The following is a 26,297-nucleotide window of genomic DNA, read 5'->3' as shown; positions in this document are numbered from 1 at the left end:
GGAATAGTGGAACAGGACAATTCAGACAATAATAATACAAAAGAAGAAGATTTAGAGCTAAATGATAAACCAAAGGCTGAATCTGTTAGGTCTAATAGCAAGTTATCAGAATTAACAAATATCATTCGTAGAAAGCCAGTAATTGCCTTAACTTTTATAAGCATCACAATAATGGTTGTTTCGTATTTTTTATCTGAAAGTGGCAAAACGAAAGAATCTATAATTTTTATTGAAAATCGTGAGTCAAGAGAAGCGATTTCTGGAATAGAACAAGCTGTAGATTTGAGAGCAAAATGGACAGAAGAAATACTTAATGAAGTCAAATATGATGGTGGTGATAGAGTATTTTTTGACAAGTTTAAAGTCAATCGTCCATATTGGAAACAAAAGATTGTTTTTTCTTGTACTAGCGATCCAAAAGATGGTTGCAAACACCTTAAAATTCAAAATTGCGAATTAAAAAACAGCACTTGCAAAAAATCAGTAGCAAATATTTGTTTACTATGGCAGCACGATTATAGCTGTTCAACTGAGAAGCAAACAATGCTACACTCATCATTGCGTAATAACTCAATCTTTTGTTTAGGAGGCAATTGCAACACTCCGACTATTATACCAAACAGGGATATAGCTAAAGTAGCTCATCTAGCAATGCTAAATCAGATGAGCAAAGACATTAAAACAAATCCCGTTTCTGTATTTTCAGGAAAACATCGAAAATGCAAAAAAGACATATTTAGTTTTTTGAATTGCTGCTCTTCAATGACTGGCTGGGGGCGTGATATAGGCTTATCGCAATGCAAATCTAAGGAACAAGAATTAGCTCTATATAGAAAAAAAGGTTACTGCTACTATATCGGTACCTACTGTTCTTCAAGAATTCCGATATTAGGTATTTGCTTAGCCAGAAAGTCTACTTATTGCTGCTTTCAGTCGAAACTGGCAAGAATTTTTCAGGAAGAAGCAAGAAAACAGCTAAAAATGAACTTTGGTACACCTGAATGTCCAAAGTGTAGAGGCCTTACTGTTAAGGAATTACAAAAAGTTGATTTCACTAAAATCAATATGGATGAACTATTTGGTGATATACTCACTAAGGCTCAAAACAGCATGAACAAAGACATTATTGCAGGAATCAAAGATAAAGTTCATCGTATGCAACAAAGTCAGTCTAAATGAGCAGATTACTAATGGTTATGATATTAATTAGTCATTTATCCACTGTTGATGCTTCACCAACAGGATTTCTATGGTATAATGATAAACATGGTCATGAGCCTGATGACTCTACTTCTAAGTTGATAAATTTGGCCCATGATCATAGAATCGAGGAATTAAAGGAGCAATTTAATCGAGCTCAGCGTATAGCGCTTGATAATCCAACGCTCGAAAATGTAATTACAGCCCAAAGATTGCAGAAGCAAATCATGGAGAAGGCGCATAAGTTTGCTACTATGTGGCAACTAGCTACTCTACTTGATTATCAACTGATTAATGATCATGAGCCATCTAATAGCTTACATAGAAAGCTATATCAAGAAAAATCAGAGCAGAAAAACGACTCAAAACTCAAAAACATTGCTAAAAACTGGGACTTGATTCTGCAAGTTAAACAAGATTGCTTGCTCTGTAAGGCCTTTATGCCTATTGTTCAGAGCTTTGCTAATAAATATGCATTTCAGTTGCTAGCTGTCAGTAAGAATAATGAGTTGCTTAATAAACTAAATCCTAAGCATATTGTACCTGTGTTATACCTAGTAGCTAGCGATGGTAAAAAAATATATGCAGTAGCTAGAGGCATAATCTCTGAGAATAAAATTATCGACAATATTCTAGCAATCGATAGATATTATCATAAGTTGGAGACTAGATGAGCATCAGAATTAGAGTTTATGTTATTGCAGCATTATTTTCGCTACAAGCTCCAGTATCACTGGCTTGGAATATCGAAAACGTATTTCAAGGAATGAGTGTTAATGTTACTAGATCTGGATCATATCAGAATCAAGCGGCTGGATATTATGCGGCTGGCGGATTATCTGCCAGAACAAGCCAAACATCCTTTCAGCCATTTGCTATAACTCCACCATCTTTAAACATGAGCTGTAGCGGTATTGACGCCTATCTTGGTAGTTTCTCTGTTATTTCTGGAGAAGAATTAGTTCAACTAATGAAGAATATTGGTTCTCAAGCTAAAGTTTATGCATTTTCATTAGGATTAAAAACATTTGCTCCACAGATTGAGAACGCTCTCAAGGACTTACGTAATCTAGCAATGGAGATGAATCAATTTGCTAAGGGAGATTGCGAATTAACAAAAGCATTATTTGCTACAGCTTTACCAAAGAACTGGGCTATGAGAGAAGCTGTTTGCCGTGATATACAGTCACACAGCGGGTTTGATTATTTTGCTGCTGGTAAAAAATGTCGTAATGATTTAGCCCAAAAACAAGCTCTGCGACAAGCACAAAATAAGGATTCAGAGTTAATGCTTGATGATTATAACATCTTCACTAAAGCAGCAGCGAAGGTTGGAATACCATCAAATATGCGTGATTCAATCATGTCTATGACTGGCACTATCGTGGTTACAAACAATAATGTACACTTTTATGACTCATTAGCTCAGGATGAAAAAAGTTGGATTAGTCATTTAAAAGGCGGAGAATCAGCCTCGATTTACAGTTGTGATAATGTCAGTTGCTTGCATTCAACGCTTGCGACGAAATATCACAATATCACCAGAGAAATCTTATGCAGGTAAAGCTAAACAACAATTGACTAATCTAAAAATTAAATTTGGTAAGAATACTGAATTTAGTGACCATGAAATAGCCTTTTTATCTTCGATTGGAGATATATTCCCAATTTATGATTATATCATATTAGAAGCTATTTCTGGAGTCACAATTTTAGAGATCTCATCAGAATTAATAGCTAGCTATACATTAGTTCAGCATTTGAAGGAAGTAATCACCGAAATACGTAGAGCCGTTACTTCACTAGGTGCTAAGCAAGTTTCGAATGAACATTTAGAAAGATATTTGAAGGAATTAAATCGAGTTCAACTTTTTGCAAATGAAAAATGGACTAGCCTACAAACAGATGCAAGTCGAATAGATAAAAGGGCTAGATTAATAGAGCAGCATTTAATAGCGAAGGAGAAAAGTTAATGGATTACGTAATATACACATTTGGTGGTGGAGATCTGTTATGGCATGTGTTTAACGGCATAGGCAGAGTCTTTGCTTCAAATAGCGAATACTTCACTCCAGTAGGACACTTAGCCTTGACTATTGGTGGCATATGGGCTGCTACTAGGGCTATTTTTAGAGGAAATATCGGCATCTTTGCTATGGAGTGGTTCTTTCCATCGATATTTATTTTTACGCTGTTATTTGCCCCCAAAGCTACTGTTTGGCTGAAGGATGAGGTATCAATGAGTGCACCAGTAAAAGTTGATAATATTCCGATAGGTATTGCAATGTTTGCTTCTCTTTCATCGCAAACGAGTTACTTTGTGTCCAAAATGTTGGAAAATCATCTTTTACCGGCTTATGAAGGACTATCAAGCAGAAAAACTGGTATTATGTTTGGAGCAAAGGCTGTAGCTAAGATTCGAGATGTGCAAATACATGATCCAGTAACTTTAACTAATACTAAGGAATTTCTTAGACAATGCTTTATGAAGCCTTACATCATAGGTAATATTCTAGGCAAAAAAGCAGCTGCTCAACAAACTAATGACATTATAGGATTTATCGAGCAGAATATACCTAATAATTTCGGTATTTATTATCGTGAGCCTAGTAATTTAGGTATTAGTTTCAAGACATGCAGACAAGCTACTCCATTGATTAAAGCAGCAATTCATAAAGAATTAAATGAAGGGCTTCTAACAAAGTTCGCAGCAGCGATTGGAGTTCAATCTGATCAGTCAAGCATGTTAAGTCAAAGACTAAAAGTCATGACTGGCGACACACTAAAATATTTACAGAGAGAGCAACAAGACATTCATGAATGGATGAAGCAAGCTATGCTACTTAATGCTAATCGTGAGTCATATGATGACTGGCGTGAGAAGTTTTCATTATCACGAATTTATCCTAATCTGGTGAGTATGCATGCAATCAGAGGGCTCTTTCAACAATCATTTTCGTATCTAGTCGCTGGGGAAATGGCTGCTCACATGATGCCTATTTTACAATCTGTTTTTTTTGCATTAGTAGTTTCAATGATCTTTATTGTATTTCCAATGGGCTTACTGCCTGGTGGTTACAACATACTCAAAACATGGATTCTATTAATAATATGGGTCAGCAGCTGGCCAGTATTTTTTACAATAATCCATTGTCTAGGAATGATCAGCTTATCCAGTAAATCTGGAGCTTTCGGTAGTGATTATGGTCTGAATATGCTATCGCAAGGAAGCTTTGCAGAGATGATTTTATATAGCTATGCGACGTTTCAAATGCTTGCATCATCAATACCAATGCTTTCTTGGTCAGTGATAAAAGCTTGCGCTCATGCTACAGCTAACTTAGCCAGCCAGTTCTCTCCTATACAAGTTGCTAGCAGCTTAGGAAGTAATATAGTCGACAATAACTTGAGTATGGATAATTACAGCATAGGCAATAGAACTATTTCTCAACAAAACCTAGCTCCTTCATTACATATGGCTGCTATTATCAATGATGGTAGTATAAAAGTCACTACAACGGATGATGGTCGACAAATTATAAATAAAAACGTAGATTTATTATTAGATAACTACCGCTCTTCTGCACTGCTACAATCTGGATATCAAAACCAGTTTATCCGTTCACAGAGCAATCTTGATTCACTGACAAAAAAAAGAGTCCAATCTTATTTCAACAGGAAACTCCATTACCATGGAAATAGCCGACAGGATAACTCATGATGAAGCTCTGTATATAGGTCTAACTGAGAGTGAATACCAAGCTCTGCAGAAGGTTGGTTCTAGTAGCATTGCTACTACTGAGTATACAGGTACTAGCCACAGTAAAAGTAGTAGTACTAGTACTAGTGCTGGAGGTGGGGTGTGGTGATTTAATACTAAATATCATTGCAGAACATGAAACAATGTTAAAAAGGTTAACAGAATTGAAGAATTTTACTGGAGTAAAAGAGTATGAGCAAAAACTACAGATATTGAAAAAATACTCTTGAGATAGATGAATTTTCAAAATCAAGGAAATTTCACCAGGGGCTCGCAGTTATTTGCCCATAAGTTAAGAATGTTTGGGCAAGGTAGTACCAACGTTTTTATAATTGGATTAGGATTATCGATATTCTGGATTATATGTCGATTATATCAAAAAGTTTTTCTGAGCAGCTTGTATTATTTTGCAATTGAAAGATATGTGCAGCTTAAGCTAGCAATTGGTGAGCATTTTTATGATATCGATCAAATAGGCATTAAGTTTTATAGTTTAAGGTTTAAAAAATGGATGCACCTCAATGCTCAAGACTTTTTGCATGAGTTTTATACAGGCAAACATGGATTTAAAATACAGCAATTATGGGAATTCTTAATCAATTCAGCATTGTTAGAAGGATTAATTGTTTTTACTATTGGTGTGATAATCTCAATTGTTTTCTTTACTGCTCAAGGCAAAAACACGATTATTAAGGCCAAAATTAGAGGTGCTGATTTTGTAGAGTGCAAATGCCCTATCTAAAATGCTAAAAAGCGCTAAAAAGGCCTCGAAAATCCGTTTTGGAGGCTTGCCATTAGTAAAGAATAGTGAAAGACTACATATTCTTATTACTGGAACAACAGGTACTGGTAAAACTAATATGCTTAATGAACTGCTGCCACAAATTCGATTACACAAAGATCGAGCAATCATTGTAGACACAACTGGAGCTTTTACTGATAGATTTTTTGATCCTAAATGTGATAAACTGCTTAATCCTTTAGAAAAAAATAGTGAACAATGGTTGCCTTGGAATGATTGTTTTGAAGCAGCTGATTTTCATGATATAGCTAGTAGTTTTAGTAATTATACTCCTAAACTTGATGACTTTTTTGCTAAAAATGCTGAATTAGTCTTGTCTGAAGCGTTGAAGCTATATAAGGATGATAAAGATATCATAAAACTAATTCATACAATCATTTACTCTGATAATAGACAATTTGCAAAAGCTTTTAGAAACACTGCTGTATCAGGTATTATAAGTGAAAGCGCGCTCGAAACTTCTGCAGGAATTCAGTCTACGCTTGGAAAGAATATTACTTCGCTACAATATTTAAAGCCTGGAGGTAGTTTTAGCATAAAAGAATGGTTTAGTAATTCAAATGAAACTAGCTGGCTATTTATCACAGCTAACCCAAATCAAAGAGCTACTTTATGCCCACTTATTTCAGCCTGGATAAGCATAGCTATCAAGGCTTTGATGTGTAGAAATCCTAATCATGATAACAAAAACATGTGGTTTATACTTGATGAACTTCCAGCTCTACAAAAAGTTTCGTCTTTACCAGTTGCTTTAGCTGAAAGTAGAAAGTATGGAGGCTGCTTTGTTGCTGGATTGCAGAATATTCATCAATTAGAAGCAATATATGGGGCTGCTGAATGTGCTTCTATGCTGGATTTGTTTAATAGTAAATTTATTTTTCGAGTTAGCGATCAGGTTACAGCTTATAAATCAGCATTAACACTAGGTGAGCAAGAAATTATTGAAACTCAAGAGAACTTGTCATATGGATCAAATACTATGCGAGATGGGGTAAATATGAATAATGTTGAGCGTAAAAAGATTTTAGTTATGCCATCTGAAATTATGAACCTACCAGACCTTACATGTTATGTAAAGCTTGCCGGTAACTTTCCTATCACAAAACTAACTATGCAGCTACAAAACTTAAATACAGCTTTTGTTTGTGAATATAAATTGCTCAAAAAACTTAAGTTAGTAGAGTATTAATTCGAAAAATTAATACTCTATGTTATTTTTTAAATTAATCACTTCTTCTTTTGACAATCCAGTATTTTCAGAAATAAATTCAACTGAAAAGCCAGCTTTTAATAAGTTTCTTGCAAGCCATTGTTTAGCCTTTACTTCACCAATCTCTATGCCTTCAGCTCTGCCTTCAGCTCTGCCTTCAGCTCTGCCTTCAGCTCTGCCTTTAGTTTCACCAATCTCTATACCTTCATCAATATATTTTGCAGCAATAGTTCTCATAATATTACTTTTTTCTTCTTCAGATAAATACTTAGCCAGAACCTGCTCTAATTCTGGTTGCTGACTCTCTAGTAATTTAGTATCAGTATACCATAAAAATGATCTTAGGTAAACATAACATTTTTCTTTATCAAGTATTAAAACATGTTTGAACTTTATTAGAAAGTCTTCCCAAAGCTTTAACATATCTCGTTGATGAATGTGCTTTAGCATATATTCGAGCATTCCGATATGCTTTTTCCTAACAATTTCATCATTCGACATACTTTGCAAATCAACTAATTGATAGTCGGAGGTCATTAATTGCTTAGCTATCATTGAATCGGTAAATAAATCCCACAAATTCCTAGGTGCGTTGTAGACCTCTTTGCCGTTGTAGATCACTAAATTATACACTAATGGTAATTTAGTTTTTTCTTTCTTATGCCTTTCGCACAATAACAATGTGTATCTCCATAACCGCAGAGCTGTCCAATAATCGACGGTTGATTGAGCTTCGATTAATATATAAATAAAAGCATTGCCATGTTTTTTGGTGGCAACTCTATAGACAATATCGCTGTATTTTTTCTTTAACGATTCTTCTATATAACTCTCTTGCTCTACTTTTATTTGTGATAAATCTATTAAACTCTTGAAATCGCTTGGTAAATAATACTCTAGAAATTCTTGTGCAGCAACTGGATCGCTCATGATTGTCTTTGCCAATGAATCATGCTTTAATTGTTTTGTCATATTTTTTCACTCTATAGTTTTTTAAATAAAAAATGCTGTGTCATACTCTGCCTAGTGTTTCGGACATAATCCTGATTGTATATTAGTTTGTATTGATTCAATTTTTTCATTAAGTTTTCTTATTTCAGGGCTGATAATATTTCTAACAGCATATAATCCTTGAGTTTTTAATACATTATTGAAGTCATTTTTGACTGTGCAGACTACTGCTTCCTTATCCTCCAGAACTTTTTCTGCTTTTTCAGTATTTACGTCATTTTTAACTGCTAGAATGATCTTTTCTTTTGGGCCAGGATTATAGTTTTGCAAATTTTCGGCTTCAATTGCACATAAGATTTTTCCTTCAACTCCAGCTTGTTGAATGGTTAACGCTGTTTCAATATCCTTTGTAATGATTGTTACAGGTGAGTATTTTGAATTCTGTTGAGCAATTTCAGCAAATGAGCCACTAATTGTACCAACAGATTTTTCAGCTACATCAGCTTTATTACATGTTTTTGAATTCAGAACTAATATCTTAGCTCCAGTAATTTCGCCTGTTTCATTTTTAACAAAAATAGTGAGTGCAGGCCAGGATTTTTGAGTCTCTTCATCAAAAACCATATTTGCCCTTAAATTAGAATTGTTAAAGATTTTTGCACTATAAATTCCTGTATGGTTTTCTAAAAATTTGTTTGCTACTATTGCTTCCAGTTTAGCTTCCTCTTCTTGTTTAAAGTAGTATAGAGATGAAGATTTATTATACAATTCTTTAACATTCGTAATATCATTTTGTTTTGCTATACTATTATTTTCTGTTTGAGTAAGTTTGGTTGTTTCAACTGCCTTAGTCAGTTTAGTAATTTCAGGTTCTATAATGTCTCTAATTGACTGCTCTCCACAACTTTGCAACAGATTATTAAAGTCACCATTTTCTGGTGGTTTGACTATACAAGTTATCGCTCCCTTCATTTCTAACATTTTTGCGGATTTAATTACAGTATCATTAGTTATAGAATTTTTGCTATCATTATCTGCTGCAATGATGATTTTTTCACCAGGAAATGGTGAATAATTTCTCAAATTCGCAATTCCTGCACTAGCAATGATATTACCTTTAATGCCTGATTGCTGCAAGCTCAATGCTGTTTCAGCGCCTTCTGCTATAATTGTTATATTAGGGTCATTCGCATTTCGCTTTGCGATTGTTATGAACGATCCGCTGATTTTACCAAAAGATCTTCTGTTAATTGAAATATTCGCCTTATCTCCTGCCAAATTTAGATATACGGCCTGTACTCCGGTAATTTCTCCTTTTGCATTTCTTGCAAATGCTGTCAATGCTGGATAATTTTTTCTCGTTTGAGTATCAAATAGTATACTTGCTTTTAAGTCTGAACTTGCAGTGCTTTTGTCAAAAGTAATACCACGATTTTCAAGATACTTTTTTACTATTTCAACTTCTGCGCATTGATAGAGTCTGTCTTAGCTGTGCTAAGCTGCTCTATTAGGTTAGCAACATTTTTTGTAGCTTGCACATTGTAGTACAGCCGTACTTGCTCTGCATTCCCTATCATGCTTATGTTAGAACTTTCTATGCCTACACCATCATTATGAAGAACATATATATCTTTTTTGACAGCTGTTTGTGGGTTACAAACTGTTGTAGCATATCCATGTTTAAAGCTTATTTTATTCAAATCAAAGCTTACCTCGTTTCCTGTATCTGTCTTAGCTACAAACTTATTTTCATCAATTGATACTAGAGTTGCAAATTCACTGTTTTGTATTTGTAAATCCTTATCGTTTGTTTGAAATACAATTCGGTCTCCAGCCATGTAGTTAGCATATTTTTTTGATTCAGCTCCTGAAATTAAAATGCTGTATTCTGTACCTTTCAGAGCACCATTTTCCTTCATGTAGTTTCTGATGTGTTGATTAATATTTTCAGCTTCTTTATGGTCAGCAATTATCAAACGATCCTGCAGCTCAAATTTACTATTCTTCCAATCATTGATTAATTGGTTTATTGATTCTTTCAGAGTGTTATCAGCTCTCAAGCTATTATTATCACTAAGTAGCACTATACCATCAGCAATATCACCATTTATCAACTTTATAGCTACGTTGTGGTTCAAGCTGTTAGCCTTAGGATTTTCTATATCTGTTTTTGAATTATGAATGTTATTGAAATTATTTGAATCATTGATTTTGTCAGTCATATAAAACCTCACCTTCGCATCACTAAATTGTTTTGCGGTATAAATATTTGCTATTTTTACCGTTTGAATTATAATTTTATTGCTAGGTGATTATTGGAATAGTTTTCCTGTTAAATGTAGAGCTTGCAAAAGTTCAAACGCTTTCAGTATTCTCTTAGCGGGGCATAATGCGAATTACAAACATCACTGTGAGCTGTTTATGTATAGCTCATTTTGTAATTTGCTCTGTGAATGAATAGCTTACATTCAATTTCAAATCTTCAGCACTACCGTCTAATTCTAATTTTTGGAGCTATATCAGCTTTTACAATTTGTTCAGGCTCTGTTTTTACGTTCTGAGTATTAATTAACTTCATGATTTCAGGTATCATAAGCTCCTTAACAGCTGTGGCTCCTTTATTTTTTAGCATTTCGTTAAAATCTTCACCTTCTGAAGGAACTACGATGCTAGTGATTGCTCCTTTGCTTTTTAATGCTTTTGCAGCCTCGTTTATAGTACTTGCATACTCTTTATTCTGTTTATAATTATTTGCAGCTATAAGAATCTTTTCTCCTTGAAATGGTTGATAGTACTTCAAATTATTTACATTTGAGCTATATACCATTCTGCTATCAATGCCAGCCTTCTGAAAACTTGATATCGTTTTTCCTTCTGCTGACAGAATGGTTACATCATAATCATATTGTCTTTGTTCTTTGATTTGCATAAACAATGGAGTAGAAATATCTTTGGTGGTGCATTGCTTTATGCTATTCTCTTGCTGGACTTTTTCTACTTTAGCTTCTTGCTCTGGTTTAGCGGTAAAATGATAATATTCTTTATTCACATGAGATCTATCATTGATATCATTGATTATAGACTTAAACCAGTTTTCAACTTTACTAAAAACTTTACTAAAAACAGTTGTCTTTGTCCGTTCTTTCTCCAAATCATGAGCAGTTTTCAGAGTTATGCTAGCTGATTTCTCATTTGGTCTGCTGAGCTGATTTATTAAGCTGTTAATGGTTTTAGTTGCTTCCTTATTGCAATATAACTTTAAGTTCTCTATATGCCTTGTCATAGCTACGTATGAGCTGCTTATATTACTTACTCCATTATGCAAAACGTATACATCTTTTATAGAAGCTCCCTGGACCTTATAAACAGTACTTGCATAGCCATGTTTAAATTGTATTTCACTAGGATCAAAACTCACTTCTTTTCCTGTGTCTGTCTTAGCTATAAATTTATTTTTACTAACCGAAGTTAAAGTTGCAAATTCACTATTTTGTATTTGTAAATCCTTATAGCTTTTTTGAAATACTATTCTATCTCCTGCCATATATGACTTTTTCCTTCCATCAATAGAACGCTCATATTCTGTGCCTTTTAGCGTACCATTTGCTTTTAACAAAGACCTAATACTTGAATTAAGAATGTCGACATCTTTATTACGTACTGTAATTACCAATTTTTCATGTAGCTTAAATTTGCTTAGACTCCAGTTGTATATTAACTTACTCATTGAGTCCTGCAACGTATTATCAAACCTAACGCAGTTATTTTGCCTCAGTAAGGTTATACCGCTTAAAATATTACTCTCAGCAAACTCCATTGCTGCTTCTCTGCTCCAGTTTTTACTTTGTCTTCGAATATTTACTAAAACATGTGAACCAAAAATATTACTCAGAATCTCAAACATTCCACCTCTTTCTATTGAAGCTAACTGCTTTTCATCTCCAGCAAGTATCAGTTGACAATTATTGTTTCTAACTACTCTAAACAGCTCTGCATAAGCTTTAGTACCTACCATTCCAGCTTCATCTACTACTATTAAGCTGTCTTGCATAAAAATTTTTTTTCGATTATATAAAAATCCTTTTACTGTATAGACCTATGTATAACCTTTGCTCTTCAGCTCTGATACTGCCTTATGAGTGGGAGCAAGGCCAATAACTTTTTGTCTACGATTTGTTGCAAGCTCATACGTTTTTGCTAAAACATAAGATTTTCCTATACCAGCTCTTCCTCTCAAGACTCTAACTCCACTAGTGCTAAGCAAAATATGCCTTAGAGCTTGTTTCTGTTCTTCACTAACATTTGCTAGACCTTCGATATCACTTTTAAGATTGTAAATATCGTTGTAATAAACCTGATTATTGATTTTATTAGCTATTCTGATTATTCTCGTCTCCTCATTTCGAACCTCAATTGTCGTAAAATATTTGCTACTTTCACCATCATCATGGTATAACTCTAGTATTCTATTTGAACTAAGCACTTGCTGAACTAACTGTTCTCTTGCTGTTAGATCTGGTATATCTTTTACTGCTTTTTCAACATCCTGCTTAGTAAAAATAGATTTGTAATGTGTTATAGAATCTGTTATTACGTCAGCATCATTAATAATCTTCAAATGAGCCTCTTTACGTAACTCATTTTCATTTAATACTTCATTAATTAAATTCCTAATTTCAATATATTTAATATTCCCAATATGCTTTCCCGGCACTTCGCTTATCTCGTCAACTCTATATGGTAAGCCTAATTCAGCGAAATATGCATTAGTTTCTTCTTTTGCTATTTCATGAATCATCTTGGAATCTTTAATAACAACCTTTTTGCCATTAACTGTTATGATTTTTGGGTTTAAATCTACTGCTCTATCTCCTAAACCAGTTCCATCTTTTCTAAATCTTCTCATAGTGAGCAATATATGTGCATGCCAGTTTTTATCTCCTATTTGAGGCTTATGAATGTCTATCTGTACTCCAAGACCATTTTGCACCCATTCCATTGCATCAACTATTCGATGAGTTAGTTCTATTCTATGCTCTAAATTTAGCTCCTTCTCGTCTGGCAATGCTATTACTATATCCTTCAACAACTGGCTGTTTCTGTTTTTTGCGGTTCGTTCTACCTCATTCATTAATGTTTGAATATTCTTGAATTTTTGATTTACATAATCCGGTATCAGAACTGTATGATATACGTTATCTTTCTTACGAGAGAAGTTATACCTTATACCTGTCTGCTTATTTTTAACAATAGTTCTTGCATTATATGCTGCCTTACGACAACTATCACCTCCTTCACTTCTACGTAAAAAATTCAATCCTTGCAAACTGTATAGCCATCTCAATACCAATTCTCACCTGAGTTTTAAGTTAGCATGGTTTTTTTGATTTTGCTAGCATAAACTTCTTTTTTTTTAACATTCAATCGGTTAATGAGTACTCATTTTTTAGCAGTAAACTTTCAAGTTTACGTATTGCGTAAGCTTATTCTTTAATGAAGCTTCTAACCTGAATTCAAGTTTTTTTGACTATAATTATTTGATGTTGGTTTGGTAGGTACGGTTTTTTTCTTTACTGAGATTTTATTTTGATATATTCTTGCCTGATTTTTTTATCTTTTTGAATTACTAACACAGCAAATCTTATGCAGCAAAAAATTACTCTTCAACAAAAAAAGGCTAAGCTAATCATGGATGAGGTTAACCTCAAAATTAAAGAACGTAAAATGCGTACTCGACGTCTTATCGAAATGGGTGGATTAGTTGCTCTAAAGCTAAGCTTGATCACTTATCAGCAAATACGTTATTTGGTGCAATTGTTTCACTAAAAGAAACTTTAACACAACATCCAAATGTTCAGGAGCATTGGACTACAATAGGTAAAGATATTTTTGATAAAGAACAGCAAAATAAAGCTGCCGTGATTTTAAAATTTACCTCCTCCGAACCAGACGAAAACACTAAGCGCCACATTCGCCTTCATGGCTTAAAATGGAACAGTTTTCGTCAAGAATGGTGCGGTCATGTTAAGGACATTGAGGCCTTAAAGAATGGCCTTCTCAATGTTCAGTACAAACTAGAGCTTGTATCTTAGATTTTAAAAATATTTAATGATAGGAAGTTATCAGGAAAGCGTAATTTGAGAATCTGTACGTTATGTTTGATTACAATGGAAATGTGTATAAAAAACACAGTGCCTTTGCTTAACTATACCTTTTATAGGAAATAGCTCTAGTACCTACTACTTGTTAATATACAACCAAAAACGAAATAATAGAGTAGTTGACAATATTTTATAAATAGTGTTACGGTTAACTAATAGCAATCAAATTAGGTGATTATTAATGAGTATTGTTAGTTATATAGTAATAAATCTAAAGCAGAATCAATACTAATGAAGCATGCCAAGCCTTTCAATTAGTATTTAGTAGCAATTTTATTTCTTTTGACTGTAACGTTACTATAACTAAATAATACCATCAGTAATTTAGCACTCTAACTAAAGGTATGATATGAATACTGATGATGGAATGTTACCATTAAGTGATGATGAATTCAGTTCGCTGGAGAATATTAATCCTCAAGAGTTAGATAAAGATTTAAGTTTAGATGAGATAATACAAGAAATATTAAATAGTAATTCTGGTAAAATTCATGATTTAGCAACTAGATGAATTTTAAAAGATAAGTTTAAAAGGGTAGAAGAAGCTTATAACCATGATTCAAAAGTGTGTCCTCAAGGAAAAGAGATTAACTCTTGGAGTGAGAATAATATAAAAAAAACTGGTCAAAAGAAATAAGAGAATCTCAGTTATTATCTCAAAACTTTTTGGAAGAAGCTATTGCGATAGTAAAGAGAGCAAACATACATCATTGCAATAATATACCAAGGATTACACAAATTTTATCAGTTTTAATATTTGAGTCATTACAAGATACAGGAACATTATTACAAATAGGTACTGGAGAAGGAAAATCTACAACTTGTGCAATGCTAGCAGCTATCAAGGCATTACAAGGAAATAAAGTTGATATAGTTACTACTTCTTCAGTTTTAGCACAAAGAGATGCAAATGAAAAAGAGGGCTTTTTTAATATACTAGGTCTAAGTTGTGGTTCGAATGTTGAAGATCCATTTGATGGACAAGAAAAGATATGCTACTCAAAAGACATAGTCTATGGTCCAATACATGAATTTCAGTTCGATTGGTTAAGGCATGAACATAAGAAATATGGTACACGAGGTGATAGAGAATTTGGAGTAGTAATTGTAGACGAAGTGGATAGCATGCTAATTGACGAACTTGATCAAACAGCGAGATTAGCGCGATCTATGCCTGGAATGGAGCATATAGCACCTATATTATGCGGAGTAGCAAATGCATTTTGTGCAAACTAATGGCATCTGCACTAGATATTACTTATAAATTATCAAACTTGGATTAATTTAAGCTATATGACATCAATTATATACAAATAAATTATACATTTACTATAAAAACTGCTTGACACACATATAGTTAATATATATATACTAATTCTTAATATATTTAATATTTATATAATAATTTTTAAAATAATTTAATATTATAGGAAAGAACAATGTCATGCTACAATGGACAAGAGATTGAACGTGGAAGTGAATATACATTTAGAGATGATACATCTTTATTATTTATATGGCTTTCAAGGAATTATGGATCTTCAATTCCAGAGCATTATTTAAGTAGATTAAGTACATGGGCAAAAACAGAAGATCAACGCTTAATAAAATTGGTAATAAATGGATCAGGATTTACTACTGAACAATATAAAGAATTAGAAGATAAAATATCTAATAAAGAGTTTAATCCACATAGTAACATAGAATTAATAGATTTTAATAAATTAGATTTTAATAAATTTAATCTTATTCAATCTAAATCTTTTTTGGAAAAGTATAGATGCTATAAATGCCCCATATCTGATACCATATCTGAATATTACAGTAAGTTATACTCTCTTGCACCAGAAGAAAGATTTCCATTTAGTATTGAAATAGATGCTATGCGTATATTCACACTTGTAGCGCTAGAATCTCCACTAATTTATTTTGATTTTGACATTCTGCCTAAGGAAAATAAAAAAATCGGAGAGGTTAAGGCTGAGCAAGGAATCTTATTTGCTGAGAATGATGGCAAAAGTTATGATTATGAAGGAATAACAGACTTTGAAAATGCTATAATAGCTGTTAGTGAGCCAGGTAGAATTAAACTTCTAGAAATTTATGATGAAGTTAAGAACAGATTTATACAAAAACATTCTTCAGTATTTATGAGAGCTCCACATTATATATATTATATTATATCTAATATAATATGTTCTACTGAATTAAATGATAATTATATAACAGAACTTAAGAAGGTCTGTAATGATAACGATGCATATGATAAACTAAAACTGCTATTCCGCGAAAAAACATTTGGATTTCAGACTAATGGAGGAAATGTTATCATTACATATGATCATAGTTGGATGCCGGAGAATAGTGAATCACAAAGTACTTCCATTAAAAATGAGTTAAGTAATAGTCAAGATGATAAAGTAGATGAGTTAATTACAAACTTATCTATAGACACAGATGTAGATCACTTAAATACAAGTTCTAATGTAGAATCTATAGGAGACATTGCTTGTACTACAGAAAGTAGAATGTAGAAAGCTTTAAGGCAACATCAAAGTTATTTCTTTGTTGAAAGTGAAAACAATAGGTTTACAAATCCTAAAAGCAACTGTAGAAAAATTTAAGTAGCTATTAACCAGAGAGTTTGATATAAGAAAATATATCAAACTCTAGTAAGAGAAGTATTACAGCGTCTTTAACCTTTATGTATAATGTTGAACATTTTTTCTTGCTATTAAGCAGAAAGTCTTAGCAAGAGATATATAAATGCTAGTTTATGATAATAGAAAGTATGAAATGTATAATCGAAAAGGTCTTAAAAAAGGACAATGCTTAGCTATATCTTTTCATACATTAGATACAATCTTAACTTAGAAATATATATTAGACATCTTTCGAAACTGGTTAAAGTAGTTCAAAATTATTGCTTACAAATATCGAAATAGACGTAAAAGATTCGGTCTTAGATTTAATTTGATCTCTGGCATTTATAATTTTGAACTACCTTAACCAGTTTCGAAAGATGTCTATTTAACAGTTTTTGCTCTAATTATTTCTACTTTAATTCAAGATAATCGTAATATACTTAGGGAGATGCTAAATGCTGGAATAGATACAGTCCTTTCTCAATCTCAACATCATATTGTTACTGCTATAGGAATTGCTACTAAATTCGCAGATTCAGCACATGCATGGTTCGAAATAGATAAAGTAATCAATAATCTTTCAAAGACATTAAGTAATAAAATAGACTCACTATATCGTACACAAAATACAAACTTAGTATATGTTTTTCAAATGAAGCTGCAACAATTGCTACAACAAATTGGACTACAAGGAGAAGCACAATCTATTGCAAGTATTTTAAAATCTACTGGAATATTAAGTGGTAATTTATTAACCCAAGCAAGTTTCAATACATATCAAGCTTGTAAAGATGTAGAACTATTTATAGCGGTGTAAAATCAGAATTAATAGAGAATTGTCAGGAATATATAACCCAAAAAATATTATATAAAGTAAGAGCAGAAGTATTTGGTAAAATCATGACTATTACGTATTACATGTAATACCATTGATAGATGCAATTGATAAGGATAAAACTATGATAGAAGTTGAACACGAAGAAAGCTGGAATATAAAAAATTTAATCTTTAAAGAAAACTGTATGGGAAAATATTTATTAGCAAGAGTTAAGTATAAAGTAGGAATATATATATTTGCGCCAGAGTTAGCAAGAGAGTTTGCTAATAGTAGAGGTATAGAGTTTTACTCAGATATAGAACATCATAGTTGGAGACTTAATTTCTTCATATAATATTAAAAACTAGATATCAAGAATAATTCAGAAAAGTTGTTTTGGAGGTTCAATTTTTAATTCTTTAGCTAGAATAGATCATTAGCACTTGATAACATAGCTAATATATTTTATAGACAGTATACAATCTAATTTTCTTAAGGGGGTGGTTATGTATAATGATAATTCTGGCCAAGCTACATCTGGCATGGTTAATCAAACTAAAATAATTAAGCCAACTATAGATTTTCTCTTAAAAGAGAATAATAAGACCGTAATCTTAGTTGGATATGATGAAAATATATATTCTGATATTATTAATGGATGTGATAATTATTCAAATATAAAAGCCCATACAGTTAAGAGAGATAACTTATATATTTCAATATTTTACCATCCTTACGACATACAAGAAACACCAAGCAATAGAGTATATGCATTACTGAACTGTAGGAAAGGCTTTATACTTGGTAATAAAGGGGCAACTATTGTATTTAATGCTTTGAATTATGATATTCAAAAAGAATTAGAAGAACTTAAGCATGATGAAAGATTTACTGATAATAACATTAGTATTTTAGATACAGATGGCTTTATAGAGTTTATAAATCATAAACCAAACGATGAAGATTTAGATATATCATGTGCTGGAATGGTTTTTGAAGCAGTAAACTCTATCTCAGCTTGTGTGATTTTGTAGAAAAGCTAGGTAGCATACAGCTTACAGTATTTATTTAGCTCTATAGCAATTTCTTGTAATTTAAGATATTCAGCAAGAGGTATAAATTCTTGCTGAGTTTCTAGTATGATTTCTTGTCTTTTTTCATAAGGTTTTATTGATACAGTCTGAATATTATGGAATCGGTCGAAAAGCTTAATTAATAATAGTTCTGTTTTATTTCGGTTATATAATGTTTGAATCATCTCTCTAGAACTAATTTTTTTATTATCCTTAATCCTGGTGAGATCTGAAACCTGTTCCGCAATTTTTCTACCGAATACCTTAACAATCTTTTCTTTGGTTAGTGTTGTGTCTTCGATAGTATCATGTAGTATTGCTGTAATAATCGTATCTGTTTCAAAGCTGTAGTCTGATACCATATAAGCTACTTCTAATGGATGTGTGTAGTATAGTTCTCCTGTATCTCTCTTTTGCTGACCATGATATTTTTGGGCATAAAATATTGCTTTTTCAACTTTATCAAGATCAATTTTAGTGTCAAATCTTACGTTGGTTTCAAACAGCTTATTTAGTAAGCTTTCGCTATAAAAGTCTATCATTTTTCATCTCTAAATAATCTTTAATAAATTATACAATAAATTAAACTTTTTATATACTTCAGTCTCAGATAAAAAGTGTGAAAGAAGCGAATTAATTTGATTAAAAAAGTTGTACTGGAATATTGCAAGTAATGGTTGTAAACTTGTCTTTTTCGCTTTCTATTTCCATTTCTCCATTAAGTTGATTAATAAGGTAATTTACAAACCATAATCCTGATTCAAGCATTAGCGGATAGTCTCGTACCAACTCAAAATCAGCTAATTTAGCTTTTATATTCCCTAATTTTTCTTTTGAAATACCGCTTCCTGTATCATGTATTCTAAATTGTAGTATGTTATCGCTTTTTATATAATTTTTTATAGTAAACAAATGAACTGTAATTATAACCTGGCAGCTGTGATTAAATCTAATGACGCTTCCTATTAATTGACTTAATATAGCTTGTAAGTGATCACTATTTCCAATCACAATATCCTTCATTTTGTACTGAAAATTGTAATTGATTTTTATATCTTTCTCTTTTGCAATGTCTTCTAGTCTCCTGACGGCATTTTTTACTAGCTTTTGTATGCTAAATTTTTTTAAACATAAATTTTCATTCTCAATTTCGCTTCTAAGCGTGTAAACTACGTCGTTACAGTATTCTTGGAGATTTGCTGATCGATTTAATATTGTTTTCAGCTTATCTTTATTTTCCGAATCATTTAACATGATCTCGCTTGCTAGCCTTACAATTTCACTCGTTGCAATATTAAATCTATATTTAATCTCCTGTATTAAATCTGTACAATATTCTTTCAATGATTCAGCTACCTCGACCTGATACTTCGCTTTTCTTAGCTTTGTTATTATTTCCATATATTCATCGATATTCTCACTCTCTCCATTCATCAACGTAATTGCTATTGGAGGAATTTGTACCATCCATTTGTTAATTGTTTTCTTCTTTTCTTTCATAGCATTCTCCTAAAGAATAATTCAAACTAGTTATTGGCACTTCAAATGAAAAAGTTATGTAATTATTTTCCTCTTTTGCTCTTAGTCTTCCTTTTAGCTGATCTGTAAGATGTTTTATAAATGCTAATCCTTCTCCTAGTTCTTGATACGTTACCAAATTCAAATTCTCTAGTTCAGCATTTATTCTTTCTAATTTTTCTTTAGAAGTGCTTAGTCCTATGTTTTGTACTGTAAATTGTAATATTTCTGAATACTGATTGAGGTTAATAGTAATCTTGCTATTTTTGCTGCTATTTATAATAGCACTACCAATTAACTGACTTATTACTGCTTTTATTCGAAAACTATCTCCAATCAGAACCGTCTTTATGTCATTTTGAACATTTAGCTTTATATTCTCATTTTCAAAATGTTCCCTCATTCTGATAACGGTATTATTTATTAGCAATTCTATGTTAAATGTTTCAATTCTTACATTCGTTGATGCTATGTATTGTCTAAATAAAAAAATCATTCCATTTAGAGAAGCTATTATATTTACTTTTTTTCTGTCGTAGTTATTTACTATTAGCCTAAAATATTGTATCCACTCTATGCAATTTATGCTTACTTGCTCAGATTCCTCTAGCTGAAAGTATAGTTTTTGCAATTCAGCGTCTATCTGTTTTATTGTTGTGCTATTAATTCCCTCTGTAGATAATTTTTCGGTTAATTTATTGATTTTATTTTGACCTTCGTCTTGAATAGGCATAGAATTCCCCTACTGTTTTTGTTTAAAAAATGGTTTCTGAAGATTAATTCCAAAAGTTCAACCCTTTGTTTTATTTAATCTTCAGATCATTATCATCAAAGTTTTGAAACCTAGATAATATAAGGTATAGAGTAGCATTATATTTTTTACCAGTCTATTAAAATCTTTTAATTTACAGGCTAAATTTTTGCATAATAATCTAATGTTGATGCGAAATTATCACATTCCTTGCTTATGGTTATAATAAATCTTATTCAAAAAGGATGCATAAAGAGCCTTGTAAGCGTTATTATTACTAGCACTACAAGCTGTTTTCTGGTATAATCTCAATAGAGATTCAACTAACATAAATTAATTAAACTTCATGTGTCAGTAGCTGTTGCTAATAAGTCTAAGCCTTTCCTTCATTGGATTGGTAGTAAACGAAGAATTGTTAATAAATTAATAGAACATCTTCCTCAAGGTCCACACTATAATTACTATGAACCATTTCTTGGTGGAGGTGCTTTATTTTTTCAAGTTAGGCATCTTTTTAAACAATGTTTTTTGTCTGACATCAATCTTGATTTAATTACTAGCTATAATGCTGTTAAAAATAATCCTAATGAGGTCAATAGATTACTGAGTTTATATCACAAACATCATTCGAAGGATTATTATTATAAAGTTAAAAACAAATATAGTAATAATCCGAATGAAATTACCGCAAAATTTATATATCTTAATAAATACTCTTTTAGGGGAATTTATAGAGTCTACAAAAATGGACAATCTGCTCAAACATTTTCTGGTGAATGCTACATTAAACTCCACATTGCATCTAGAATAAACCAATGCAGCAACCTTTTACATGGTGTATCAATTTATGCTACAGATTTTTCATTTATAGAGCCTCAACAAAATGACTTTGTTTATTTCGATCCTCCTTACCATAAATCTGGAGAACGGTTCTATACTAGACTTCCATTTGATGAAAAAGATCAAATTAGATTACGGGATTTTGTCAAAGAATTAACAAATAAAGGTGTTAAGATTATGATCTCAAATAATAATACTGCCTTTATTAGAGACTTATACAAAGATTTTAATATCAATACCGTTACAGTTGTATACTCAATCAATGAACAACGCAATCCTGTTAATGAGCTAATCATTACTAACTATAAAACTTGCTAGTTATTAAATGTGAACCCGCAATCCAAATCGTATATGAATAGGAAGTGGTCTATAGTTAGCAATTGTGCTACATTCAATGTCTAAATATATATCTCTTAATAAGTTTATTGTTGTACCAACTCCCAAGTCTATACCAGTACCGCTATCACTATTGAAAGCTGATACTAGGCCACCTGTAACAAAAATTGATGCTTTGTTACCTTCAATTATATTGTAATAATAATTTCCTTGAATAAAGTTATCTCTACAGTTGTGATGACACATAAATCCTAATCTTACATCCATTCTGTGCCGATCTAATCTATAACCAATTCCAGCTTCTAATGTATCGTAGCTAGTAGCAATACCAGTTGAAAATTTTATATAGAATTGTTGTGAAGTATCAATACCACCTTTAGAGGCATTGAAGTTTACATTATTATTCGCTGTACATATCGATGGTGAAGATAATACAACGAATGCTAATATAACAGCATAACCCGGTTGTAAAAGTAATTTCAAAACATTCATATTAACTTCTCTTTTTAATATTAACATATTAGCTATCTGTTGAAACCTAATACCATGGGACTGATTGTTCCATTAGAAAGTTGAATACATCTGCATTACCGCTTTTAGCAGCATAATCTATAGTAGTCATGCCGTTATCATCTTTTGCATCAATATCTGCTCCATAATCAATCAAAAGCTGTATAATATCTATGATTTTATTACGAACAGCAATATGTAGTAGCGTTTCTCCTTCATCATATTTTTTATTAATACCAGTAGAATTATGTTTTAGCATAATTGCTAAAGGTTCTACACATTTGCATTCAACAGCATCAGATAAAGGTGTATTACCTTGATTATTCTCGATATTTACATCAGCATTATATTTTAGCAGTAATGCTATATGATCATTGCAATAGGTAGGATATTTTTCGAAAAATTCATAATATACTTGAATTGTTTCAACAACAAGATGTAAAGCAGTGTGCCCATCATTATCTTGTGCGTTTACGTTAGCTTCATTGTTCAACAAAATCTTAGCAATAGGTAGATTCTTATATTTCAAAGCAACAGATAAAGCAGTAGTGCCATCTTTATATTTTGAATTGACAAGTGTAATATCCTTATTAATAAGCTGCTTCACTTTTTTAATATCACCATCTTGAATAGCGCTATGTAAGGTATACTTAGTCTTAGATTTTAATATCATATATTTAATCCTTTCATTCTCAATTATTTACTCATTAGCTAGCATGAAGTTTACAATATTCGCTTAAGCGTTCTCCAATCTCTGGTAGTTTAAGGTATTCAGCAAGAGCTATAAATTCTTGCTGAGTTTCAAATATTATTTCTTGCCTTTTGTGAGGAGGTTTGATGAATATAGTTGTAATATTATGGAATCTATCAAAAAGCTTGATCAGTAATAGTTCTGTTTTATTTTGGCTGCGTAATATTTGTATCATTTCCATAGCACTGATTTTCTTATTATTCCTAACCCTTGTGAGATCTGAAACATGTTCTGCAATATTAGCACCAAATTCGTACCTTATTCTTTCTTTAGTTACTTTTGTGTCTTCAAGTGTATCATGTAGTATTGCAGTAATAATTGTATCTGTTTCAAAGCTGTGGTCTGATACCATGTGAGCTACTTTCAATGGATGTGTGTAGTAGAGTTCTGTATCTCTCTTTTGCTGGCAATGATATTTTTTAGCGTAAAGTATTGCTTTTTCAACTCTATCAAGATCAATTTTGGTGTTAAATCTTATGTTGGTTTCAAACAGCTTATTTATTAAGCTCTCACTATAAAAATCTATCATTGGCCACCTCCAAATGGTTATTAATAAATTATACCATAATTTAAACTTTTTGTATACTCCAATCCCAGATAAAAACTGAAAAAGAAGCAAATTAAATTATAAATTTTTTGAATTCAGTTATCACGATGCTAAAACTAACCTTAAGTTGCATATCTCTGGTGTTAATGAGTAAAATTTTGCTGTAATTTTTTTTTGGACAAGCATTTTTTCATCTTATGCACAATCTAGCGTTTATTAACTTTGATGAGAGTTTTTAACAATATTGCCAAATTTAGAATACCTACTATTATAGTACAACTTCACTGTACCAACCTGACCATTACGGTGTTTAGCAACAATTATTTCAGCAGTGTTATAACATTTATTTTGTTTTGTAACCCATTCTGTGTATTCTGGAGTACCTGGATTCGGTTCTGATCTAGACAAGTAATATTCGTCCCGATATATAAGCATTACAATATCGACGTCCTGTTCAATTGAGCCTGATTCTCTCAGATCTGAGAGAATAGGCTTTTTATCTGACCTTTGTTCTACAGCTCTAGACAATTGAGATAACGCAATGATTGAAATATTGAGCTCTTTAGCAAGAGCTTTTAAGCTCTGTGTAATTTCAGAAATCTCCTGCACTCGATTATACTGACTTCCTCTGTTATCAATTTTTATTAGCTGTAAATAATCAATAAATAATATTGCTAAATTATGAGTACGTTTAAGTCTACGAGCTCGAGATCTAATTGCAGATATCGAGATTGCTGGAGCATCATCTATAAAAAAATTCCACTTTTGTATTTCGTCTTGTACAGTCTTTAACTTATCAACATCTTGTTCACCTATTTTACCGTTAAATAATGCAGAGCTATTAATTTCTGATTCTATAGAAAGAATTCGAGTTGAGATTTGCTGAGATGACATTTCTAAAGAAAAGAATCCAACTGATGGTGTTATATTAGAAACTTTGCTATTTTGTTGAGTAGATGATGATAAAAAATATTTACAAGCATTTATTGCTAAGTTAACTCCTAAAGCAGTTTTACCCATTGATGGCCTGCCAGCTAATATTATTAGGTCAGAATTTTTAAATCCTCCAAGCTTTGAATCAAGGTCAAGTAGTCCACTACTAATACCGTTAATAGAGTTTTTATTTTTAATAGCAGATGAAATTGATGTCCATGATTCTTCAATTGAAGTTTGTAATTTTGTAAATCCTTTACTTAAAGTTCATCTTGAACCTAGATCATATAATTGAGATTCAGCAGTTTCGATCTGACTTATAGCTAAATCTGCTAAAGTAGAAGAATACGCATTTGTTACTATTTTTTCTCCAATTTCAATTAAATAACACCTCAGCGCAAGATCATATACTATTTTGCCGTACTCATTAACATTAACTATACTTAATGCTAAAGTTGTAAGTTTAGCTAGATAATCCACTCCACCTATTTTCTCAAATGCGAGTTCATTGCCTAGCATATTTTTGAGCGAAATTACAGTAGCACTAATTCCTTTACTAATAATGAGATTAATTGACTTGTATATTTTGCCATGTAATGGTTCATAAAAATGTTCCGGCAGTAAAAATTCGTTAATGTTATATAGCGCACGATTGTTAATCAGAATTGCCACAAGTATCATTTGCTCTGCCTGAATATTACTTGGAGCAATCTTTGCAAGATCTTTTTCCATATCACCCTTTAAATTTTATTAAAATTACTAAACTTAACTAACTCAAAAGAAAATCCCTGATCTTTAAAAGAGGACTCAAGATCTTTCAGATAGTTCTCTCTGATGTAACTATCTTCAAATTCTGTTTTTGCTTTGATGAATATTTTTTTATTAACACTATCTTCATTTACAACTTTTAATGAACTAAACCATTCTTTATCGATAGCTTGACCATAACATGTAACTAAAGATTCTCGTACTTTGTACCAAGTCGAGTTAGAGCCCAGTTGTTTACTGAGATTCAAGAGATACTCTTCTTCATTGATTTGTTTCTGTGAAACAGTTGTAGGTTGCTCAAATGGTGTAACTTGCAATTCTTGAATTTCGTATCCATATACATCTTGTACAGCTTGTAATATCTTTGATTCATCACATTCTGTTAGTGTGATATTTTTAAGCAACTTAACAAAAAACCTAGTTCGAACCGCTGGCCCAAAACTACAAGAAGTCAAAATTTGATAAGCCATAGCTGCTTCAAAAGAACCAGCAATTTTATGCTTCAACTGACTTTCCTTACTAAGATTTGCGCTTGTTTCAATTTGAGTAAGATATTTTTCCTTATTAAATTCGTTATCAAATCCACAGTTGTCTCTATTTGCCTGATCAGTAGTTCGTAATTCATTCGCTAACACTTTTGCTATATAGTTTAGAACTGATGCTTTACAGCCAAAATGATAATTCGAATATCGACCTGCTAGCTTTAATAGCAATTTGTTGATAA

General features: G+C 31.9%; 23 protein-coding genes and 6 pseudogenes. 16 read left to right on the top strand and 13 right to left on the bottom strand.

What is annotated here, in order from left to right:
• Positions 1-6 precede the first annotated feature (6 nt).
• From DK405_RS12510 to DK405_RS12485, 7 genes and pseudogenes are all read left to right on the top strand, one after another.
• Positions 7-1,179, top strand: coding sequence for a conjugal transfer protein TraN (locus tag DK405_RS12510; RefSeq protein ID WP_081420666.1), 1,173 nt, complete (start codon positions 7-9; stop codon positions 1,177-1,179).
• Positions 1,176-1,874, top strand: coding sequence for a conjugal transfer protein TraF (locus DK405_RS12505; RefSeq protein ID WP_064613179.1), 699 nt, complete (start codon positions 1,176-1,178; stop codon positions 1,872-1,874). The genes DK405_RS12510 and DK405_RS12505 overlap by 4 nt, the downstream gene beginning before the upstream one ends.
• Positions 1,871-2,764, top strand: a complete 894-nt coding sequence (locus DK405_RS12500) for a conjugal transfer protein TraH (RefSeq protein ID WP_331828131.1) — start codon at positions 1,871-1,873, stop codon at positions 2,762-2,764. Before DK405_RS12505 ends, DK405_RS12500 begins: the two co-directional genes overlap by 4 nt.
• A complete protein-coding gene (locus DK405_RS15545) occupies positions 2,718-3,173 on the top strand; it encodes a conjugal transfer protein TraH (RefSeq protein ID WP_331828130.1) in 456 nt (151 codons plus the stop codon). The genes DK405_RS12500 and DK405_RS15545 overlap by 47 nt, the downstream gene beginning before the upstream one ends.
• Positions 3,173-5,060: pseudogene (locus tag DK405_RS12495) on the top strand (conjugal transfer protein TraG N-terminal domain-containing protein); the annotation flags it as partial. The gene DK405_RS15545 and the pseudogene DK405_RS12495, both read left to right, overlap by 1 nt.
• Positions 5,056-5,190 (top strand): hypothetical protein, encoded by a 135-nt coding sequence (locus DK405_RS15265; protein ID WP_269459330.1) that lies wholly within the window; start codon positions 5,056-5,058, stop codon positions 5,188-5,190. The pseudogene DK405_RS12495 and the gene DK405_RS15265, both read left to right, overlap by 5 nt.
• Before the next feature lie 5 nt (positions 5,191-5,195).
• Positions 5,196-6,951: pseudogene (locus DK405_RS12485) on the top strand (type IV secretion system DNA-binding domain-containing protein).
• A 9-nt stretch (positions 6,952-6,960) separates the two neighbouring features.
• On the opposite strand, the gene DK405_RS12480 reads toward DK405_RS12485, so the two are convergent.
• From DK405_RS12480 to DK405_RS16370, 5 genes and pseudogenes are all read right to left on the bottom strand, one after another.
• A complete protein-coding gene (locus DK405_RS12480; RefSeq protein ID WP_109510731.1) occupies positions 6,961-7,944 on the bottom strand; it encodes an Rpn family recombination-promoting nuclease/putative transposase in 984 nt (327 codons plus the stop codon).
• Positions 7,945-7,995: 51 nt separating this feature from the next.
• Positions 7,996-9,348, bottom strand: a complete 1,353-nt coding sequence (locus DK405_RS12475; protein ID WP_458692818.1) for a toprim domain-containing protein — start codon at positions 9,346-9,348, stop codon at positions 7,996-7,998.
• A gap of 26 nt (positions 9,349-9,374) precedes the next feature.
• Positions 9,375-10,145 (bottom strand): hypothetical protein, encoded by a 771-nt coding sequence (locus DK405_RS12470; protein WP_064613365.1) that lies wholly within the window; start codon positions 10,143-10,145, stop codon positions 9,375-9,377.
• A 266-nt stretch (positions 10,146-10,411) separates the two neighbouring features.
• Positions 10,412-11,248: a conjugal transfer protein TraA gene (locus DK405_RS16375; RefSeq protein WP_458693003.1), complete on the bottom strand. Its 837-nt coding sequence runs from the start codon at positions 11,246-11,248 to the stop codon at positions 10,412-10,414.
• Positions 11,249-11,731: 483 nt separating this feature from the next.
• Positions 11,732-13,240: pseudogene (locus DK405_RS16370) on the bottom strand (AAA family ATPase); the annotation flags it as partial.
• A gap of 371 nt (positions 13,241-13,611) precedes the next feature.
• Here DK405_RS16370 and DK405_RS12460 point away from each other — a divergent pair.
• The 8 genes and pseudogenes from DK405_RS12460 to DK405_RS12430 all read left to right on the top strand — a co-directional run bounded on the left by DK405_RS12460 (position 13,612) and on the right by DK405_RS12430 (position 18,580).
• Positions 13,612-14,015: pseudogene (locus DK405_RS12460) on the top strand (conjugal transfer protein TraD).
• 418 nt (positions 14,016-14,433) lie between these two features.
• The gene (locus tag DK405_RS12940) at positions 14,434-14,595 is read left to right on the top strand and encodes a hypothetical protein (protein ID WP_162563012.1); all 162 of its coding nucleotides are present in this window, start codon (positions 14,434-14,436) and stop codon (positions 14,593-14,595) included.
• Positions 14,596-14,717: 122 nt separating this feature from the next.
• Positions 14,718-15,320 carry a DEAD/DEAH box helicase gene (locus DK405_RS12455; RefSeq protein WP_081420637.1) on the top strand — a complete coding sequence of 201 codons (603 nt, stop codon included), beginning with the start codon at positions 14,718-14,720 and terminating at the stop codon, positions 15,318-15,320.
• A 203-nt stretch (positions 15,321-15,523) separates the two neighbouring features.
• Positions 15,524-16,618, top strand: coding sequence for a hypothetical protein (locus DK405_RS13415; RefSeq protein WP_064612928.1), 1,095 nt, complete (start codon positions 15,524-15,526; stop codon positions 16,616-16,618).
• A 379-nt stretch (positions 16,619-16,997) separates the two neighbouring features.
• Positions 16,998-17,093 (top strand): annotated as a pseudogene (locus DK405_RS12445) (IS5/IS1182 family transposase); the annotation flags it as partial.
• Positions 17,094-17,177: 84 nt separating this feature from the next.
• Complete coding sequence (locus tag DK405_RS12440) at positions 17,178-17,546, top strand: hypothetical protein (RefSeq protein WP_045912927.1); 369 nt, start codon at positions 17,178-17,180, stop codon at positions 17,544-17,546.
• Between the two features lie 112 nt (positions 17,547-17,658).
• Positions 17,659-17,901: a hypothetical protein gene (locus DK405_RS12435; RefSeq protein WP_052691739.1), complete on the top strand. Its 243-nt coding sequence runs from the start codon at positions 17,659-17,661 to the stop codon at positions 17,899-17,901.
• 151 nt (positions 17,902-18,052) lie between these two features.
• Positions 18,053-18,580, top strand: a complete 528-nt coding sequence (locus DK405_RS12430) for a hypothetical protein (protein ID WP_064612929.1) — start codon at positions 18,053-18,055, stop codon at positions 18,578-18,580.
• Positions 18,581-18,585: 5 nt separating this feature from the next.
• On the opposite strand, the gene DK405_RS12425 is transcribed toward DK405_RS12430, so the two are convergent.
• The 3 genes from DK405_RS12425 to DK405_RS14845 all read right to left on the bottom strand — a co-directional run bounded on the left by DK405_RS12425 (position 18,586) and on the right by DK405_RS14845 (position 20,870).
• Positions 18,586-19,161 (bottom strand): HD domain-containing protein, encoded by a 576-nt coding sequence (locus tag DK405_RS12425; protein WP_109510698.1) that lies wholly within the window; start codon positions 19,159-19,161, stop codon positions 18,586-18,588.
• A gap of 100 nt (positions 19,162-19,261) precedes the next feature.
• Positions 19,262-20,119 carry a sensor histidine kinase gene (locus DK405_RS14850; RefSeq protein ID WP_064613331.1) on the bottom strand — a complete coding sequence of 286 codons (858 nt, stop codon included), beginning with the start codon at positions 20,117-20,119 and terminating at the stop codon, positions 19,262-19,264.
• The gene (locus DK405_RS14845) at positions 20,094-20,870 is read right to left on the bottom strand and encodes an ATP-binding protein (protein WP_064612910.1); all 777 of its coding nucleotides are present in this window, start codon (positions 20,868-20,870) and stop codon (positions 20,094-20,096) included. Before DK405_RS14845 ends, DK405_RS14850 begins: the two co-directional genes overlap by 26 nt.
• 366 nt (positions 20,871-21,236) lie before the next feature.
• Here DK405_RS14845 and DK405_RS12410 point away from each other — a divergent pair, with 366 nt between their 5' ends.
• A complete protein-coding gene (locus tag DK405_RS12410; RefSeq protein WP_109510665.1) occupies positions 21,237-22,046 on the top strand; it encodes a DNA adenine methylase in 810 nt (269 codons plus the stop codon).
• 3 nt (positions 22,047-22,049) lie between these two features.
• Here the strand turns inward: DK405_RS12410 and DK405_RS12405 are convergent, their stop codons facing one another.
• The 5 genes and pseudogenes from DK405_RS12405 to DK405_RS14840 form a co-directional block, all read right to left on the bottom strand.
• A complete protein-coding gene (locus DK405_RS12405; RefSeq protein WP_064613122.1) occupies positions 22,050-22,556 on the bottom strand; it encodes a hypothetical protein in 507 nt (168 codons plus the stop codon).
• A 46-nt stretch (positions 22,557-22,602) separates the two neighbouring features.
• On the bottom strand, positions 22,603-23,247 hold the full coding sequence (locus DK405_RS12400; protein ID WP_064613120.1) for an ankyrin repeat domain-containing protein: 645 nt from the start codon (positions 23,245-23,247) through the stop codon (positions 22,603-22,605).
• 34 nt (positions 23,248-23,281) lie between these two features.
• Positions 23,282-23,854 carry an HD domain-containing protein gene (locus DK405_RS12395; protein ID WP_064612747.1) on the bottom strand — a complete coding sequence of 191 codons (573 nt, stop codon included), beginning with the start codon at positions 23,852-23,854 and terminating at the stop codon, positions 23,282-23,284.
• 234 nt (positions 23,855-24,088) lie between these two features.
• A pseudogene (locus DK405_RS12390) lies at positions 24,089-25,537 on the bottom strand (replicative DNA helicase).
• A gap of 8 nt (positions 25,538-25,545) precedes the next feature.
• The gene (locus DK405_RS14840) at positions 25,546-26,286 is read right to left on the bottom strand and encodes a DnaA N-terminal domain-containing protein (RefSeq protein WP_231967698.1); all 741 of its coding nucleotides are present in this window, start codon (positions 26,284-26,286) and stop codon (positions 25,546-25,548) included.
• Positions 26,287-26,297: the final 11 nt, after the last annotated feature.

Source organism: Orientia tsutsugamushi (assembly GCF_900327275.1).
Classification (GTDB): domain Bacteria; phylum Pseudomonadota; class Alphaproteobacteria; order Rickettsiales; family Rickettsiaceae; genus Orientia; species Orientia tsutsugamushi.
This window is presented reverse-complemented; position numbering and strand designations above follow the sequence as displayed.